This window comes from Tritonibacter litoralis, assembly GCF_009496005.1.
Taxonomy (GTDB): Bacteria; Pseudomonadota; Alphaproteobacteria; order Rhodobacterales; family Rhodobacteraceae; genus Epibacterium; species Epibacterium litoralis.
This window is the reverse complement of record NZ_WIBF01000011.1, coordinates 18,883-34,744: the sequence shown is the minus strand read 5'-3', so window position 1 is coordinate 34,744 and position 15,862 is coordinate 18,883. Positions and strand designations below refer to the sequence as shown.

Sequence of the window (15,862 nt, the reverse complement as noted above, 5' to 3'; positions counted from 1 at the left end):
GTTATCCAAGGGTATACGCCGATTTTTGGAATGATAATCCCGTCAGACGGGATTATCACCACTGACGTCTGCCTGCATTAACCTGCAGCTTTCCGCCAGCGTCCGGTTCTTGGCCCGGATGCGATCCCGGATAAAATCCAGAAACACCTTGACCCGCGCGGGCATCACCTTGCCGGGCGGGCGCAACGCCCACAGCTCCAACGCAGGCAAGTCGCTGTACGCCGGAAGGACCCGCACCAAACGTCCGGCCCGTAAATGGTCCGCCGCCTGCCACAATGAGATCTTGCAGATCCCCAGATCCGCAAGCGCCAGTTCCATCAGCGCATTGCCCAGATTGGAGCGGACTGCCCCCCCAATACGCACTTCATGCACCTGGCCATCCGGCCCTTTGAGCTGCCAACTGCGCCGCTCACCCAAGGGCAGACAGCTGTGATGTGCCAACTCCTGCGGGGTCTGCGGCACCCCTGCCCGTGCCAGATAGGAGGGGGTCGCAACCAGCCAGGTGGGGTTTACATCAACTTTCTGCGCCTTGAGCGATGAGGGTTCCAGCTCGGCAATCCGAAAGGCCAGATCATAGCCTTCGCTCACAATATCAACCACCGCGTCGCTAAAGTGGATGTCCACTTTCACCTCGGGATAAAGGGCGAGAAACTCGGGCACATAGGGCAGGATTTGGCTGGTTCCAAAGGTTGCGGGCGCTGTCACTTTGATCCGGCCGGACACGGCCGCGCCCCCTTGGGTCAACAAGGTTCGGGCTTCTTCCAGATCGCCAAGAACCCGGCGAGCATAGCCCAGAAACAATTCCCCATCTGGCGTCAGCGTCACCGCCCGCGTGGTGCGATGAAACAGGGTGACGCCCAACTCGGCCTCCAGCGCTTTGATCCGTTCGCTGGCATTGGTGGCCGACAGGCCAAACTCAGCCCCAGCCCGCCCGATGGCTCCCAATGCAGCCACCCGGTCAAACAGCTGCAAGTTCTTCTGATCTAACCCCATGTGGTCGCTGTTGCCCTGCGCTGTGTAACCTTGCCCCTATTGGATCTGGTTTGCTGCGCCAAGACAAGAGCGACACATCACGTCAGCAAAAAAGACAAGCTGACCTGCCAAAACGGAAAAAGGACAGGCGGCAGCCTGTCCTTTCTTCACGCACGGAACGGTTGGGAGGAGAGCGTGTTCCGAAACGCGGCCGTTCGAATTAAGCGGTGGTCGCTTTTTTCGCTGCGGTGGTCACCTCTTCGGTGGCCTTTTTAACAGCAGCGGTTGCTTCTTCGCTCATGTCTTTGCCAGCCGCCATCAGCAGCTCAACAGTGTCCATCTGAACTTTTTTCGCGATTTCAGCAAAAGCAGCCATGTTTTCTGCAGCGGTTTCAGCAGAAGCAGAAGCCAGATCGGTTGCTGCTTTTGCGTAGTCTGCAGGCTCGGTTTTGGCTTTTGCCATTTCACCGATTTTGGTCAGCGCGTCTTTGGTCCATGTGGTGGACAGCTCGGTGGACTTTTCAGCCGCGTCCAGAGCAACACCAGTCAGTTTCTCGTTCAGAGCAGCGGTGTTCTTGAACGCATCTTCCAGAGCAGCGGTGTCTACCGGAAACGCGCCCATCATTTCTTTCATGAACGCGGTGAAATCTTGGGTCTTAGCCATTGGTCTTAATCCTCTAGATGTATCGCGGGGCGCTTGCAAACCGCTCTGTGTGTTACAGGGACAATATGCATGCTGCAGCGCAGCAATTCAAGAAAAATAATGCTGCAATGCAGAAAAACTCCGTAAAACCCTATAAATTGGATGTTTTTTCATCTGGGCGCTGCGGCGAATTTACGAGCATGCGTTCCATTTTCGCAGAATGGAGCCTGAAGAACGGGAGTCAAATCCCCCCGTTCTCCGCAGTGATCATAGCCAAAATTGACGACACAGATATTACAGGCTGGCTTTTACTTTGACATTTTGACCCGGCGCGGCCTCAAGCGCGGGATAGGTGACCGACCCCGGCAGACGCGCGGGCACCTGTTTGCCGGATCGCCCCTTCAGCCATTCGGCCCAGACCGGCCACCAGGATCCTTCCCGGAACTCGGCCCCTTCCATCCAGGCCTCCGCATCCCCTTTGAGGCTCTTGTTCACATAGTGGCCGTATTTGTTGCGGCTGGGCGGGTTGATGATCCCCGCGATATGGCCGGATTGGGACACCACAAAGGTTTTCGACCGCGACCCCATCTGCTGCACCCCGCGGTAACAATCCTTCCACCGCGCGATATGGTCGTTTTCACAGGTGATCGCCATGATCGGCAAGGTGACGTCTTTGACATGAACCTTCTCGCCCAGAATCTCAAACCCGTCTTTGACAAACCGGTTCTCCTGACACAGGCCGCGCAGGTAATCCACGGCCATCCGCCCCGGCAGGTTGGTCCCGTCTCCGTTCCAATACAGCAAATCAAAGGCAGGCGGGGCCTCCCCCATCATATAGCTGCGGATCGCGGGCCCATAGATCAGATCGTTGGAGCGCAGGAAAGAGAAGGTTCGCGACATGATCCAGGATTTCAAAATACCATCTTCGGACACCTGCTCTTCGATGCCATCGACAAAATCATTTTGCAGGAACGGCGTGAATTCGCCCTGATCGTCAAAATCCGTCAGCGTGGTAAAGAAGGTCGCAGATTTCACCGACGTGTCGCCGCGTTTCTTCAGCAGGGCCAGCGTCAGGTTCAATGTGGTGCCCGCGATGCAGTACCCCACCGCATTGATCTGTTTCACATCACAGATCTCTTTGACCACGTCGATGACCTTCAAATAGCCATCCTGCACATAGTCATCCAGGCCCACATCAGCAAAGCTCTCGTCCGGATTGACCCAAGACACCACAAACAGCGTATAGCCCTGATCGGTGACCCATTTGACCAGGCTGTTCTTTTCCTTGAGGTCCAGAATATAGAATTTGTTGATCCAGGGCGGGAACAGAACGATCGGGGTCTCATGCACTGTCTCGGTTGTGGGGCTGTATTGGATCAGCTCCAGCATCCGATTGCGGAACACAACCTTGCCCGGCGTGGTGGCGATATTGCCGCCCACTTCAAACGCACTCTCATCCGCCAGGCGTACAACCAGCTCGCCATTGTTGGCCTCCAGATCCGCCACAAGATTCTCCAACCCGTCGATCAACGACTGCCCTTCGGTGGAGAGCGCCTTCTCTAACGCGTCCGGGTTGGTTGCCAGAAAATTGGTGGGTGCCATCATCTGAACAATCTGGTCGGCAAAGTAATTCAACCTTTGCTTATCCAGCGGCTCCAGATCCTCAATCTCGGTAACAGCCTGACGCACAGCTTCTGCGTTGATCAGATACTGCTCTTTGACATAGTGGAAATAAGGGTTGCTTTCCCACAAAGGGTTCCGAAAACGGCGGTCCGCACCCTCCAGATCAAGCTCCTCACGCCGCAGAACTTTCTTTTGGGCCTCGGCAAAATTCAGAACTGTTTTACCCCAAAATTCAACTTGCCGTTCCATCAGCTTGGCCGGGTTCATCACCATTTCCGACCAATACGCGCTTGCAGCGCGCGCAAACAGGCTTTGATTCGGACCATCTAAGCTTGGATTATGGTGGGGCTTGACAGACATCACCTGGACGAGACGCTTGGACAATCCCTCGACCCGCTGCATATTTTCCTTAAGTCGTTCAAGGGCTTCTGGCGAAGTCGCGGTTGAGACGTTGTCACTTGTTGTCATCTTAAGGTTTCCCCCCTAGTCTTTCTGCTGTGCAGAATTCTTGCTTTGGTATTCTACGACGAAGTCACCCCACCATGAGAAGGTGAAAGTGACACGACGGAAAAATACCTAGGGTTGTGACCCCTTAAGGAGACACAAATGCGATATATGATGGCGTACGACATGATGGAAACCGTACGCAACACCAACCAATGGCTCGGCGCCTCCGCCCTGTCACTGGCATCTTACCCCGCTTTTGCAGGCTTACCAAACCCAGCGCTCAGCTGGATGGCGGCATGGGGCGAAGTCACCGAGCGCAGCTTCCAGCGCATGATCGCCAAACCCGACTGGGGCATCCACACCGTGACCTGCGCCGATGGCAAGGATCACGTGGTCGAGATCAACACTGTTGTGGAACGCGCCTTTGGCGATCTGATCCACTTTCATGTTTCCGGTCGCGAAGAACAGCCGCGCCGCGTTTTGCTGGTGGCGCCGATGTCGGGCCACTATGCAACCCTGCTGCGTTCAACCGTCAAAAGTCTGATTGAAAACTGCGAGGTCTATATCACCGACTGGCACAACGCGCGCGATATCGCAGTGTCCGAAGGGAAGTTTGACGTCGAAGATTACACCGCCTATCTGGTTGATTTCATGCGCGCTCTGGGACCCGACATTCATGTTGTGGCGGTCTGCCAGCCGGTGCCATTGACCCTGGCGGCCACTGCCTATCTGGCAGAGCAAGACCCCAAGGCACAGCCCAACTCTCTGACGCTGATCGGCGGCCCAGTGGACCCAGACGCCTCTCCGACGGATGTCACCGATTTTGGTCACCGCGTCACCATGGGCCAGTTGGAGCAGACCATGATCCAGCGCGTTGGCTTCAAATACAAAGGGGTGGGCCGCAAGGTTTATCCGGGCCTCCTGCAGCTCTCCTCCTTTATGTCCATGAACATGGACCGTCACTCCAAAGCCTTCGCGGACCAAATTGGCCGCGTTGCCCAGGGTGAGGCTTCTGACCACGATCCGCACAACCGGTTCTACGATGAATATCTGGCGGTGATGGATATGACCGCGGAATTCTACCTGTCGACGGTTGAGCGTATCTTCAAAAATCGTGAAATCGCGCGCAACGAGTTTGTGGTGAATGGCCACAAGGTCGACATTGGCAAAATCACCGATGTGGCGGTCAAAACCGTCGAAGGGGCCAAGGATGATATCTCTGCGCCGGGTCAATGTGTGGCAGCCTTGGATCTGTGCACCGGCCTTGATGAAAGCAAAAAGGCAAGCCACCTTGAACCCGACGCCGGGCACTATGGTATCTTTGCCGGGCGCAGCTGGCGCAACAATATCCGCCCGCTGGTGATCGACTTCATGAACGCCAACTCACGCACCAAAGTCGCTGCGGAATAACCGCAGCGGCCCACCACACAGACCCTCCACACAGGAGTGTGCAATGGCAACAGAGACAACAGAGACCCCTCTGGCGTTTTCCTGCAGCTGCGGGTCTCTGCGCGGCCATCTGACGTCTGAAGGCGCACAGGCGGGCACCCATGTGGCCTGCCACTGCGCCGATTGCCGCGCCAATGAGGTCTATCACAACCTGCCCGATCCGGCGCCGGAACCGGTGCGTTTGTTGCAGATCTCACCCGAGGCGATCACCATCACCCAAGGCGCGGAACATCTGCGCGTCCTGCGCCTGACCCGGCGGGGGATCTTCCGCTGGTATGCGGGCTGCTGTGGCACCCCGATTGCAAACACCCTGGCCAGCGCCAAACTACCTTTTGCGGGCATGCGCACCGCCCTGTTTGAAAACCCCGATCATTTTGGCAAGATCCGGGTTGAGGCCTTTGTCCCCCAACCGGGCAAGCCGCCACGCACCAAAGGCGCACTGCCGATGGTTCTGTCCCTTTTCAAACGGATGGGTGCGGCCCGGCTTTCGGGGCGCTGGCGGGATACGCCGTTCTTTGACGCAGAGACCGGCGAACCGATGGCAGCCGTCGAAGTGCTCAGCAAAGACGCCCGCGCGGCCCTGCCCAAATAACGGCCTTCAGGTGATTAAACCGGCAGTGACAACCAATGGGCCAAGGCCTGGTTCACCGCTTCTGCGTTTTCCAGCGTCGGCAAATGGGCCGCATGCGGGATATCAACCACCTGCCCCCGTGGCAGCAACGACCCGATAAACTCTTGCCGCTTTTGCGGCACCACGCGATCATAGGTGCCGCGCAACACCAGCCCCGGACCCGCACAGCGTCGCAATGCACTTTGCATATCCCCACGCCGCTGCATCATGCGCGACTGCGCCACAAAAACCTCGGGGCCCAGATCCAGCCCCATATCCACCAGGCTCTGCACCAGCTCCATCCGATTGCTGGCCGGTGCCAGAAGGTCGGGCTCGATCACGCTGCGTACGGCTTCCACCAGACGACCCGTGCGCGCGCCAATAATATGGGGTTCGCGCTCCGAAGACTGGCCCGGCGGATCCGCCTGGGCCGACGCCGACATCAGACACAAACGCGCCACCCGTGTGGGATCGCGACGCAGGACCTCCATCGCCACAACGGCCCCAAGGCCAAGCCCCACCAGCGCAAAGCGCAGCGGCAACTGAGGCATCATCTGCGCGACAACACCTTCAACCGTGTCGCCTCCGATGGGCGGCGCAATCATCACTGGTAAAAATCCCGAAAACGCCTGCAACTGCGGCGCAAAGATCCGCGCATCAGACATCATGCCAGGGATCAGCACCAAAGGTTCCAATTCCTGGGATTGAGACGGGGATGGGGCTTGGGTCATTCTCTCACCATCGGTCACACGAAATGCGCCCCTTGCGGCAACGCATGGTGGTAATCTGCGGCGTTCTTATTGAAATCACAAGATTAAAATCTGACGCCTGCCCCGCATCGTGGCATTAATGCCCGTCCCAGCAAAAGGCCCCATCCCGGCGCAGCGGTGCAAAGGGGTTGAATGTCACTTCCCAAATGTGCCCATCCAGGTCCCGGAAATAACCACCATAGCCGCCCCAGAACACCTCTTGTGGTTCTTTCAGAACCTCAGCCCCCGCCTTTGCTGCGGCTGCCATGACCGCATCCACCTCGGCCCGGTTGCGCCCATTGTACGACAGTGTCATCGCCCCATGGCCAAGCACATCTTGGTCCACGCCCATGTCCTTGGCCAGCTCCGCAATCGGATAAAGCCCCAGAGATTGCGACAAGAGGTCAAAGACCACAATACCATCCGGGCTGTCGACTTCGTCCCAGCCCATCGCACGGTAAAACCCGCGGGCTTTTTCAACATCAGCAACCGCCAAGGTAATCAGACTGACACGTTGTTCCATTCCATCCCCTCGGATCCGATCCTCGCCGTTGCATTCACGAGGTTTTGTTTCACTATATCCGGCGCAACAAACACAGCCAATGAAAGAAGCGTTAACAAATCGCGCCCGCTTCTCTCGCTGCTTGTGCGCCAAAAGAAAAGACGGGCTTTACGGTGCCTTATCCACATCCTCGATCGGCCGCCAACCGTGGTTCAGGCTCCAATCTGGCAGGTTGATCGCAATCACATTGCCCCCCCCACCACCGGGCTGATCCCATTTGCGTTCAATCGCCACGCCCATCACGTGACACAGGGTCAGCGCGCCAACCCCACCATGGGCCACAACCGCAATATCCCCGTCCGGTGCCGTCTCAACAATCCCCTGCAGGGCTGCGATCACACGGGCCTGCGCATCAACAGCGCGCTCCCAGCCCCTGATGCTTTCATTGGGATTGGCAAAAAACGCATCTGCCGTGCGTTCGAACTCTGCCTTGGGCAAATAGCCGGTGGCAGAGCGGTCATTTTCGTGCAGCGCCTCCACAACCTGATAGGACAGCCCAAGGGCATCGCCCAGAATTTCCGCCCCATCCCGGGCTTTCTTTTCGGCGCTAGAGAACACATGCGCCACACCGCGCACATAATCCGAGGCCGAAAACACATCGTGCCGGGCGCGCCCAACCGCGCTCAACCCCCAATCGGGAACGGCCACATTGGGATCAATCTCCACCTCGCCATGGGTGATAAACAACAAACGTCTCATATACTCAAAACCTCAGTTACGGCCTGTTCAATCATCACAAGACATTTCGGATCCGAAAACCGGTGGTCGGCGTCTTTGACCAGACTCAGCCGCATATCCGCACATGTCGCATGGTCCAGCAACCGCAACGCGGTCTCGGTGCTGACAGCCGTATCCGCCGTGCCTTGCAGGCAACGCAGCGGAAATGGCAGATCCAATGGATCGCGCAGCACCAGATGCCGCCGCCCGTCCTCGATCATGCGGCGCGTCACCACAAATGGGTCCATGTAATCGGACGGCAGATGCACCAGGCCGTGTTCCTGCAACTCTGCCTTTTGCGCCGCGTCGAATGACGCCCACCACCCATCTTCGGTAAAATCCGGAGCCGCGGCAATCGTCACCATCCCCTTGATCCGCTCAGGCCGCGCCTTGGCCAACAGCAGCGCCTGCCATCCCCCCATGGAGGAGCCAACCGGCACGATCTCCCCTTCGGTCAGCTGATCCACAACCGCCAGCGTGTCCTGATGCCAATCCCCGATACAGGTGTCCTCGTAAGCGTGGGAACTGATGCCATGGCCAGAGTAGTCAAACCGCAAAAACGCCTGCCCCCGCGCCCGCGCCCAGACCTCCAGATGGAGGGCTTTGGTACCCTCCATGTCTGACTTCAAGCCCCCCAGAAACACCACAACCGGCCCGTCACCGCGGGTTTTATGATAGGCAATGCGCCGCCCCTGCGCCGTCTCAAGAAATCTGGCCGACATAAGCGCTTCTCCTGTCTGAAATTCCTGTTCCCAGCCATGCCACGTTTTACCGGATTCGCAAACGCGCGAAACACGCGACCTACCGATACAGGCACCGCCCGCATCTCTGCTTAAACTCCATGAGGTTTTCATCTTTTTACAAATACTTCGGAGCGCGAGGCGGCGCCTCGCCAGGCTGGCGCATCTGCGCCAGCTTATACCTGTGCGCGCCAGCGCTCATTTTGATATCCCCAAACTCTCCCGCCCGTGTCACTCCCGCCCGTGTCGAGGCAATCAAAGATTGCCCCTCCCCCGTTGGGCCAAGCGCCGCGCCAAAGGCGCGGCGCGGTTGCGCACAATCACCTGCCTTGCAAGACACCAGAGCTGCACACGCCAAGGGGTTGACGCCACACGCGCATTTCGTCATCAAGTGCGCGAACCATAACCCGCAACCGGGCGTTCAGTGGGCGCCAAACCGACGAGGAGAGCCAAAGCAAATGGCACAGATTTCCCTCACATTTCCCGATGGCAACGCACGCGACTTTGACGCAGGCATTACCGCTGCCGAAGTTGCAGCCTCCATCTCGACCTCTTTGGGCAAAAAAGCCATCTCGGCAACGGTCAACGGCCAGCACTGGGACCTCCAGTGGCCCATCGATGCCGATGCCTCCATTGCCATCCACACCCTCAAGGATGAACCCCAAGCCAATGAGCTGATCCGCCACGATCTGGCCCATGTCATGGCCCGCGCCGTGCAAGAGATCTGGCCGGACACCAAGGTCACAATCGGCCCGGTCATCGAACATGGCTGGTATTACGACTTTGACCGCGCAGAGCCCTTTACCCCCGAAGACCTCGGCACCATCGAAAAGAAGATGAAGGAAATCATCAACAAACGTGATGAGGTCCGCACCGAAGTCTGGGACCGCGCGCGCGCGATCCAGCATTACACCGATAACAACGAGCCTTATAAAGTCGAGCTGATCGAAAGTATTCCGGGCGACGAGCCCCTGCGCATGTATTGGCACGGCGACTGGCAGGATCTGTGCCGCGGGCCGCACCTGCAGCACACCGGCCAACTGCCGGGCGATGCGTTCAAACTGATGTCGGTGGCCGGTGCCTACTGGCGTGGTGACAGCGATCGTCAGATGCTGCAGCGGATCTATGGCGTTGCCTTCACCGGCAAGGAAAAGCTCAAAGCGCATCTGACCATGCTGGAAGAGGCCGCCAAACGCGACCACCGCAAGCTGGGCCGCGAAATGGATCTGTTCCATTTTGAAGAGCACGCACCGGGTTCCGTCTTCTGGCACCCGGCCGGGTGGCGTGTGTTCCAGAACCTCATCGCCTATATGCGTCGCCGCCAGGAAGCTGCGGGCTATGATGAGGTCAACACCCCCGACATCATGGACCGCGCTCTGTGGGAAACCTCGGGCCACTGGTTCAACTACATGGAAAACATGTTCCTGGCCAAAACCCATGACGAACGCGACTATGCGCTCAAGCCGATGAACTGCCCGGGTCATATGATGATCTACAATCATACCCTGCGCAGCTATCGCGAACTGCCGATCAAGATCGCCGAGTTCGGCAAGGTTCACCGCTATGAACCCTCGGGCGCGTTGCACGGGCTTCTGCGCGTGCGCAGCTTTACCCAAGACGATGCGCATATCTATTGCACCCCGGAACAGCTGACCGATGAATGTCTGAAGGTGAACGACCTGATCCTGTCGATCTACAAAGACTTTGGCTTTGAAGACGTCCATGTCAAACTCTCGACCCGGCCTGAAAATCGCATCGGCAGCGACGAGAGCTGGGATCTGTCGGAAGGCGCGTTGAAAACCGCGCTGGACCGGGCGGGCATGGAATACACCATCTTTGAAGGCGAAGGCGCGTTCTACGGCCCCAAGCTGGAGTATGTGCTGCGGGACGCCATTGGTCGTGACTGGCAGTGCGGCACCCTGCAGGTGGACTACAACCTGCCGGAACGCTTTGGCTCGACTTATGTGACCCAATCCGGTGAAAAGCAGGCCCCGGTCATGCTGCACCGCGCGCTCTTTGGCTCGCTCGAACGGTTCACCGGCATCCTGATCGAGAACTGGGAAGGCAAGCTGCCGTTCTGGCTCGCCCCGCGTCAGGTGGTTGTGGCCTCCATCACATCAGACGCCGATGACTATGTGGCCGAAGTGGTCGAGACCCTGCGCAAAGAAGGCATCCAGGCCGAAGCCGACATCCGCAACGAGAAGATCAACTATAAGGTCCGCGAACACTCGCTCAGCAAGGTTCCGGTCATTCTCGCCGTGGGTCACCGCGAAGTGGAAGAGCGTACCGTCTCGGTGCGCCGCCTCGGTCAGAAACAAACTTCGGTCGAAAGCCTCGCAGATGTAACAAATACGCTAAAGGTCGAAGCAACCCCGCCCGATCTTCTGTAACATTTGCTCACGAAATTCAGTAAAGCGGCCCGGAGACGGGCCGTTTTTCGTTTCACCGTTAGCGCCCAAGCGGGATTTGGCCCAAAAAACCCGAGATTTCGTAACAGAAGCTGACGCGGGCGTTACTAACAGCCTCGTGACTTCACCGCAGCTACACTTGGGGTTAGTGTTTTCATGTCATCACGACGACACCGCATGTGTAACCGAAAGGAATAATGAGATGTCGAACACCGCAAAAACCTTTGCCGTTGCTGGCGCAGTTGCAGCCGCTATGACCACCGCTCTGACCGGTGCAGCCTCCGCACAATCCAAAGAGAAGTGCTACGGCGTTTCCCTGGCTGGCCAAAACGACTGTGCAGCCGGCCCTGGCACAACCTGCGCAGGTACCTCGACCGTTGATTACCAAGGCAACGCATGGACTCTGGTTGACGCAGGCACCTGCGCATCCATCGACCTGCCTGCTCTGGCAGACGGCACCGAGCGTAAAGGTTCGCTGGAAGCTCTGGACCGCGACCTGCCGGCATAAGCCGCACCACGCGCACTTGGACAAAATGTTTTACAGGGGCGGGTCATGCCGCTCGCCCCTTTTCACTCGGTAACCAGGAAACGCGCAGAACGGAGATTTGCAATGTTGGACACCCCCACATTCACCCATCTGCCCCTGAAACCCGGTGTTGGCTATAAACCCCAACATTTCAACGACATTGTCTCGCACGCCGGCGCTGTTGGCTGGCTCGAGATCCATGCAGAGAATTACATGGGCGACGGTGGCCGCCCGCTGGCACAGCTGCGCCATCTTGCCGAACATTTCCCGATTTCCGTCCACGGTGTCGGCATGTCCATCGGCGGCGAGGGCGATCTGGACCGGGACCATCTGACCCGGCTGAAACATCTGATCGACTGGCTCAACCCCGCCTCCTTTTCAGAGCATCTGGCCTGGTCGACCCATGACACCGAATTCTACAATGACCTCTTGCCGCTGCCTTATACCAACGCCACACTGGCGCGGGTCTGCAGCCATATCAATCAGGTCCAGGATCTGATTGGGCGCAAGATGCTGCTGGAAAACCCGTCCAGCTATCTCGCCTTTTCCGAAAGCACCTGGTCCGAGCCGGGTTTTCTGAAAGAGGTCTCCAAACGCACCGGCTGCGGGTTGCTGTTGGATGTGAACAACGTCTTTGTCTCAGCCACCAATCTGGATTTCAGCCCGCAGGGCTATATCGACCAGTATCCGCTGGATCTGGTGGGGGAAATCCACCTGGGCGGCCATGATGAGGACGAGGACGACCACGGCCATCCCCTGTTGATTGACAGCCACGGGCGCGAGGTTGTGGACCCGGTCTGGGCGCTGCTGGACTATGCGCTGGACCGCGCGGGACCGCTGCCCTTGCTGATCGAATGGGACAATGACGTGCCCGACTGGCCCACGCTTGAGGCGGAAGCCGCGCGCGCCGCATCCGCGCTGGCGCGTGTGTCCACCGAGGTGGCAAAATGACCACCGATCCACTCCCGATTGCGGCGGTTGATCAGACCGCCTTTACCCGCGCGATGATGGATGCCGCTGTGGACACCCCCAAGGGCTTGCGCGACAGCCAGAACCGCCCTGCCGGGCGCAGGTTCAATGTCTATCGCAACAATGTCGCCGTCTCGCTGACGGAGGCTTTGATGCAGGCTTTTCCGGTGGTGACCAAACTGTTGGGAGAGGAAAATATGAAAGGGCTTGCAGGGATCTTCCTGCGCGCCCACCCGCCACAATCGCCGCTGATGATGTTCTACGGCGACGAATTTCCCGAATTTCTCGCCGGAATGGCGCAGCTGTCGCATATTGGCTATCTACCGGATGTGGCGCGGCTCGAACAGATGATGCGCCTGTCCTATCACGCGGCTGACACCGCGGCGATTGACCCAGCTGCCCTGGGTGCCCTTACGCCCGAGGCGCTGATGGAGGCCCGCGTGTCCGTGGCCCCAACCGTTCACCTGCTGCGCTCGCCCTGGCCTGTGGTGGACATCTGGCGTTTCAACATGATCGACGGCGCGCCCAAACCGCAGGCGTCCGCCCAGGATGTTTTGATCACACGCCCCGAATTTGACCCGCAGCCCGCGGCTTTGCCGCCCGGTGGTGCGACATGGATTTCTGCCCTGATGGGGGGGGAAACAATTGGCCAGGCTTTTGAGGTCGCCAGCCAAGAAAACAATAACTTCGACCTCTCCGCCACTCTGGCCCTGCTTCTTCAAGGGGGCGCACTCACGGAAATTCACAGGAAAGACTGACCCATGACTTCCCTCATTATGCTGCATGACAAACTCACCGGCCTGGCCGACACAATCGGAAACCAGCTCACCCCGCTGCTGGCCCGTGTGGTGTTTGCCTCGACCCTGCTGTTTTACTACTGGAACTCGGGCCTGACCAAATTGGGCGACGGTATTTTTGGCATCGTGTCGCCGTCGATTGGCGCTTACAGCCAGATCTTCCCCAAGAAACTGGAAGCCGCAGGCTATGATGTTTCGCAATTCGGGATTTTTGAATGGGCCGTTGTTATGGCGGGCACATACGCTGAGTTTATCCTGCCGCTGCTGATTGTTCTGGGCCTGCTGACCCGTCTGGCGGCTGTTGGCATGATCGGCTTTGTCGTGGTTCAGTCGCTGACCGATGTGTACGGCCACAATGCCACCGACACCAAAACACTGGGCGCTATGTTTGACCGCCTGCCCGATGGTGTGATCCTCGACCAGCGCCTGTTCTGGTGCTTTGTTCTGGTGATCTTGGTGTTCAAGGGCGCAGGCGTTCTGTCGCTGGACACGCTCCTGCGCAAAAAGCTGACAGCCCGCGTCGCGATGGCCTGATCTATTTCAAACGACCACTCACGTTTGTAAAAACGCCCTGCCCGACAGCAGGGCGTTTTTCATTGTATCACTCCAGACCCAAGGCCGCCTGCGCCGCCTTGTCAAAGCCCAGGACCATCTGATCCCCGTCCACAATCAACGGCCGTTTCATCAGAGTCGGATGCGTTTTGATCAGCGTCAGCGGATCCTGACCACGTTCGCCCTCATCCAACTGCCGCCACGTTGTTGACCGTGTATTCAGCAGCTTGCTTTCAAAATGCGCAAAGGCCTTTTGCAGCACCTCGGCCGGAACCCCCTCAGCGCGCACATCCACCAATTCGGCTGCGGGCAATGCTTTCAAAGCCTTACGGCAACTATCACAATTTTTCAGGCCGTAAACGATCATAAAATTCTCCTGTCAATTCAGCCACGTGGCTACAATTTATGGTAGTGATCCAGTGTTTTGCTTGATTTTTGCAATTCGCGTGCAACAGTTAACACAGGCCGTCAAGCGGTTTTACAGTTGCGCATCCTTCTTTGGCGCATAACGCCAACGAACGCACAGCTGTCAGATGGCGGGGCGTGTCGAATTCACGGGGGAGGCCTCGTGGGAATGTGAAAGGTAGAAGGAGACACGGGGATATGCCAACCGGCACCGTGAAGTGGTTTAACACCACCAAGGGATATGGTTTCATCGAACCGGACGAAGGCGGCAAGGATGTGTTTGTGCACATCTCTCAAGTTGAGCGCTCGGGGCTGACGGGGCTGACCGACAATATGAAGGTAGGCTATGAGCTGACCGAAGGGCGTGACGGCCGGAAGATGGCCGGGGAACTTAAGCCGCTCTAATACAATCATCTGCTGCGCCCTACGTCAGCGGGGCGCAGCTGATACATACACCACATCACACCCCTGCATTTTACCCCCCTGCTGGAGGTAGAACAGCTTCGTGTTTTCCCAAAACCACTCCTCCCAAAACATCCCGCAAAAAACGTCACGCCCAGATTTAGAGACGAGGCCGCCCGGATCGCGCATATTTATAATGTATTTGTGATGTCCATTAAAATTAAATTTAAATGCGCATTACAAAACGGCCACTAAAATAAAACGTGCGAACAACAGTGATTTCAAAGGCATAACAGCCCAAGCCAATTTCATTACCGCGGGTTGCGTTCTTTGGAGCTCCTGAACTTTTACTTGAGTGGAGACATAAAATGCCCCATCCAATGACCTCTCTGGCCGTCACGGCCTTTGCAGCCTCTGTGCTGGACAGCACAGCTGTTCTGGCTGCGAATACCAACAGTCACGACCATGTCGATGATCACGTCATCCAAGAACAACGTGAAAACCTTGCCAAAACGACCAAGGATGCTGGTTTTGGTCCGCAATCGCCACGCGATCTGTCCCAACATGCAGGCGAAAACACCCGCGCCTTTTCAACCGCGCCCGCCTATACTGCAATGAACCTCTGTGACATCCATTTCCACGAAAACGCGGAACACAAAGGCGGTGAGTTCACCACCTATGCGGGCAACGGCAATGGCAAGGGCTTTGGCACCGGGTTTAAATATGATGGCACCCTGACAGATGCCGAGCTGACGCCGGTCGGTCACCCCGTTGGCGATAGCGAATATGGCGATCTGCAAAGCGGCGATACAATCGAAATCCACTTTGTCCATTCCACTGCACAGGCGCAGCCGGGGCCAACCCTCGGCACCTGTCTAAGCGACGCCATCGCCAACCCGCAGCTGCGCGTTGAAACCGTTGTCGCCGTCCTAGTCAACGATCCAAAGGCTGCCGATTTCACCCAAATGGCCGCGGTCAGCAAGGTAGACGGCCTTTATCAGGCCGAGAACATCCCAAACAACCTGGGCACGCCTGTTCTGTATGAAGGCTCCACAACCGGCCCGTCCTACAACGAAAAAGGCTCCCCCTTTCAGGTCACATGGAGCGTGCGTCCTCAGGTGATCAAGGTGGACATCAACTCGGTGGATGCCTGGTTCAAGGATAACGTGTTCCACGAAGATCACGCCCATGGCGTGCGCAATCTGGTGGAAAACGTTCACCTGTTGTCACCGATCGACCAGTAACAGGCGAGCAAACGGTGGACCTGCAAAACAAAAACCGCCCCTCTTTT

General features: G+C 57.6%; 17 protein-coding genes. 9 read left to right on the top strand and 8 right to left on the bottom strand.

Features of this window, described 5'->3' with window-relative positions; genetic code table 11:
• Positions 1-42 precede the first annotated feature (42 nt).
• From GFB49_RS15770 to GFB49_RS15755, 3 genes are all read right to left on the bottom strand, one after another.
• Positions 43-993, bottom strand: coding sequence for a LysR family transcriptional regulator (locus tag GFB49_RS15770; protein ID WP_153216895.1), 951 nt, complete (start codon positions 991-993; stop codon positions 43-45).
• A gap of 199 nt (positions 994-1,192) precedes the next feature.
• Positions 1,193-1,636: a phasin family protein gene (locus tag GFB49_RS15765; protein WP_153216894.1), complete on the bottom strand. Its 444-nt coding sequence runs from the start codon at positions 1,634-1,636 to the stop codon at positions 1,193-1,195.
• 273 nt (positions 1,637-1,909) lie between these two features.
• Positions 1,910-3,706, bottom strand: a complete 1,797-nt coding sequence (locus GFB49_RS15755; protein ID WP_153216892.1) for a PHA/PHB synthase family protein — start codon at positions 3,704-3,706, stop codon at positions 1,910-1,912.
• Between the two features lie 138 nt (positions 3,707-3,844).
• On the opposite strand from GFB49_RS15755, the gene phaZ reads away from it, so the two are divergent.
• Complete coding sequence (phaZ, locus tag GFB49_RS15750) at positions 3,845-5,095, top strand: polyhydroxyalkanoate depolymerase (RefSeq protein ID WP_153216891.1); 1,251 nt, start codon at positions 3,845-3,847, stop codon at positions 5,093-5,095.
• A gap of 43 nt (positions 5,096-5,138) precedes the next feature.
• Positions 5,139-5,726, top strand: coding sequence for a DUF6151 family protein (locus GFB49_RS15745; protein ID WP_153216890.1), 588 nt, complete (start codon positions 5,139-5,141; stop codon positions 5,724-5,726).
• A gap of 14 nt (positions 5,727-5,740) precedes the next feature.
• On the opposite strand, the gene GFB49_RS15740 is transcribed toward GFB49_RS15745, so the two are convergent.
• The 4 genes from GFB49_RS15740 to GFB49_RS15725 all read right to left on the bottom strand — a co-directional run bounded on the left by GFB49_RS15740 (position 5,741) and on the right by GFB49_RS15725 (position 8,494).
• Entirely contained in the window at positions 5,741-6,475 is a 735-nt protein-coding gene (locus tag GFB49_RS15740) for an alpha/beta fold hydrolase (protein ID WP_153216889.1), read from the bottom strand.
• Positions 6,476-6,590: 115 nt separating this feature from the next.
• Positions 6,591-7,016, bottom strand: a complete 426-nt coding sequence (locus tag GFB49_RS15735) for a VOC family protein (RefSeq protein ID WP_153216888.1) — start codon at positions 7,014-7,016, stop codon at positions 6,591-6,593.
• A gap of 147 nt (positions 7,017-7,163) precedes the next feature.
• Positions 7,164-7,754 (bottom strand): histidine phosphatase family protein, encoded by a 591-nt coding sequence (locus GFB49_RS15730; protein WP_153216887.1) that lies wholly within the window; start codon positions 7,752-7,754, stop codon positions 7,164-7,166.
• The gene (locus GFB49_RS15725; protein WP_153216886.1) at positions 7,751-8,494 is read right to left on the bottom strand and encodes an alpha/beta fold hydrolase; all 744 of its coding nucleotides are present in this window, start codon (positions 8,492-8,494) and stop codon (positions 7,751-7,753) included. Before GFB49_RS15725 ends, GFB49_RS15730 begins: the two co-directional genes overlap by 4 nt.
• Before the next feature lie 476 nt (positions 8,495-8,970).
• Between GFB49_RS15725 and thrS the strand changes: the two genes are divergently transcribed.
• From thrS to GFB49_RS15700, 5 genes are all read left to right on the top strand, one after another.
• Positions 8,971-10,902: a threonine--tRNA ligase gene (gene thrS / locus GFB49_RS15720; protein ID WP_153216885.1), complete on the top strand. Its 1,932-nt coding sequence runs from the start codon at positions 8,971-8,973 to the stop codon at positions 10,900-10,902.
• A 220-nt stretch (positions 10,903-11,122) separates the two neighbouring features.
• Positions 11,123-11,428, top strand: coding sequence for a BufA1 family periplasmic bufferin-type metallophore (locus GFB49_RS15715; protein WP_153216884.1), 306 nt, complete (start codon positions 11,123-11,125; stop codon positions 11,426-11,428).
• Between the two features lie 102 nt (positions 11,429-11,530).
• Positions 11,531-12,397: an MNIO family bufferin maturase gene (gene bufB / locus GFB49_RS15710; RefSeq protein ID WP_153216883.1), complete on the top strand. Its 867-nt coding sequence runs from the start codon at positions 11,531-11,533 to the stop codon at positions 12,395-12,397.
• Positions 12,394-13,173, top strand: a complete 780-nt coding sequence (locus tag GFB49_RS15705; protein ID WP_153216882.1) for an HvfC/BufC N-terminal domain-containing protein — start codon at positions 12,394-12,396, stop codon at positions 13,171-13,173. The genes bufB and GFB49_RS15705 overlap by 4 nt, the downstream gene beginning before the upstream one ends.
• 3 nt (positions 13,174-13,176) lie before the next feature.
• Entirely contained in the window at positions 13,177-13,746 is a 570-nt protein-coding gene (locus tag GFB49_RS15700; protein WP_153216881.1) for a DoxX family membrane protein, read from the top strand.
• Between the two features lie 67 nt (positions 13,747-13,813).
• Here GFB49_RS15700 and GFB49_RS15695 read toward each other — a convergent pair whose 3' ends face one another.
• Entirely contained in the window at positions 13,814-14,131 is a 318-nt protein-coding gene (locus GFB49_RS15695) for an arsenate reductase family protein (RefSeq protein WP_153216880.1), read from the bottom strand.
• Positions 14,132-14,367: 236 nt separating this feature from the next.
• Here GFB49_RS15695 and GFB49_RS15690 point away from each other — a divergent pair, with 236 nt between their 5' ends.
• Both GFB49_RS15690 and GFB49_RS15685 read left to right on the top strand, forming a co-directional pair.
• The gene (locus GFB49_RS15690; protein ID WP_153216879.1) at positions 14,368-14,574 is read left to right on the top strand and encodes a cold-shock protein; all 207 of its coding nucleotides are present in this window, start codon (positions 14,368-14,370) and stop codon (positions 14,572-14,574) included.
• Between the two features lie 365 nt (positions 14,575-14,939).
• Positions 14,940-15,815 carry a delta-class carbonic anhydrase gene (locus GFB49_RS15685; RefSeq protein ID WP_246149756.1) on the top strand — a complete coding sequence of 292 codons (876 nt, stop codon included), beginning with the start codon at positions 14,940-14,942 and terminating at the stop codon, positions 15,813-15,815.
• The last annotated feature ends 47 nt before the right edge of the window (positions 15,816-15,862 follow it).

What these genes read in the sequence shown, in the direction of transcription:
- GFB49_RS15765 (WP_153216894.1), bottom strand. Translation starts at nt 1,636, where the DNA reads ATGGCTAAGACCCAAGATTTCACCGCGTTCATGAAAGAAATGATGGGC.
- GFB49_RS15730 (WP_153216887.1), bottom strand. Translation starts at nt 7,754, where the DNA reads ATGAGACGTTTGTTGTTTATCACCCATGGCGAGGTGGAGATTGATCCC.
- GFB49_RS15735 (WP_153216888.1), bottom strand. Translation starts at nt 7,016, where the DNA reads ATGGAACAACGTGTCAGTCTGATTACCTTGGCGGTTGCTGATGTTGAA.
- GFB49_RS15745 (WP_153216890.1), top strand. Translation starts at nt 5,139, where the DNA reads ATGGCAACAGAGACAACAGAGACCCCTCTGGCGTTTTCCTGCAGCTGC.
- bufB (WP_153216883.1), top strand. Translation starts at nt 11,531, where the DNA reads ATGTTGGACACCCCCACATTCACCCATCTGCCCCTGAAACCCGGTGTT.
- thrS (WP_153216885.1), top strand. Translation starts at nt 8,971, where the DNA reads ATGGCACAGATTTCCCTCACATTTCCCGATGGCAACGCACGCGACTTT.
- GFB49_RS15770 (WP_153216895.1), bottom strand. Translation starts at nt 993, where the DNA reads ATGGGGTTAGATCAGAAGAACTTGCAGCTGTTTGACCGGGTGGCTGCA.
- GFB49_RS15725 (WP_153216886.1), bottom strand. Translation starts at nt 8,494, where the DNA reads ATGTCGGCCAGATTTCTTGAGACGGCGCAGGGGCGGCGCATTGCCTAT.
- phaZ (WP_153216891.1), top strand. Translation starts at nt 3,845, where the DNA reads ATGCGATATATGATGGCGTACGACATGATGGAAACCGTACGCAACACC.
- GFB49_RS15695 (WP_153216880.1), bottom strand. Translation starts at nt 14,131, where the DNA reads ATGATCGTTTACGGCCTGAAAAATTGTGATAGTTGCCGTAAGGCTTTG.
- GFB49_RS15685 (WP_246149756.1), top strand. Translation starts at nt 14,940, where the DNA reads ATGCCCCATCCAATGACCTCTCTGGCCGTCACGGCCTTTGCAGCCTCT.
- GFB49_RS15740 (WP_153216889.1), bottom strand. Translation starts at nt 6,475, where the DNA reads ATGACCCAAGCCCCATCCCCGTCTCAATCCCAGGAATTGGAACCTTTG.
- GFB49_RS15705 (WP_153216882.1), top strand. Translation starts at nt 12,394, where the DNA reads ATGACCACCGATCCACTCCCGATTGCGGCGGTTGATCAGACCGCCTTT.
- GFB49_RS15690 (WP_153216879.1), top strand. Translation starts at nt 14,368, where the DNA reads ATGCCAACCGGCACCGTGAAGTGGTTTAACACCACCAAGGGATATGGT.
- GFB49_RS15755 (WP_153216892.1), bottom strand. Translation starts at nt 3,706, where the DNA reads ATGACAACAAGTGACAACGTCTCAACCGCGACTTCGCCAGAAGCCCTT.
- GFB49_RS15715 (WP_153216884.1), top strand. Translation starts at nt 11,123, where the DNA reads ATGTCGAACACCGCAAAAACCTTTGCCGTTGCTGGCGCAGTTGCAGCC.
- GFB49_RS15700 (WP_153216881.1), top strand. Translation starts at nt 13,177, where the DNA reads ATGACTTCCCTCATTATGCTGCATGACAAACTCACCGGCCTGGCCGAC.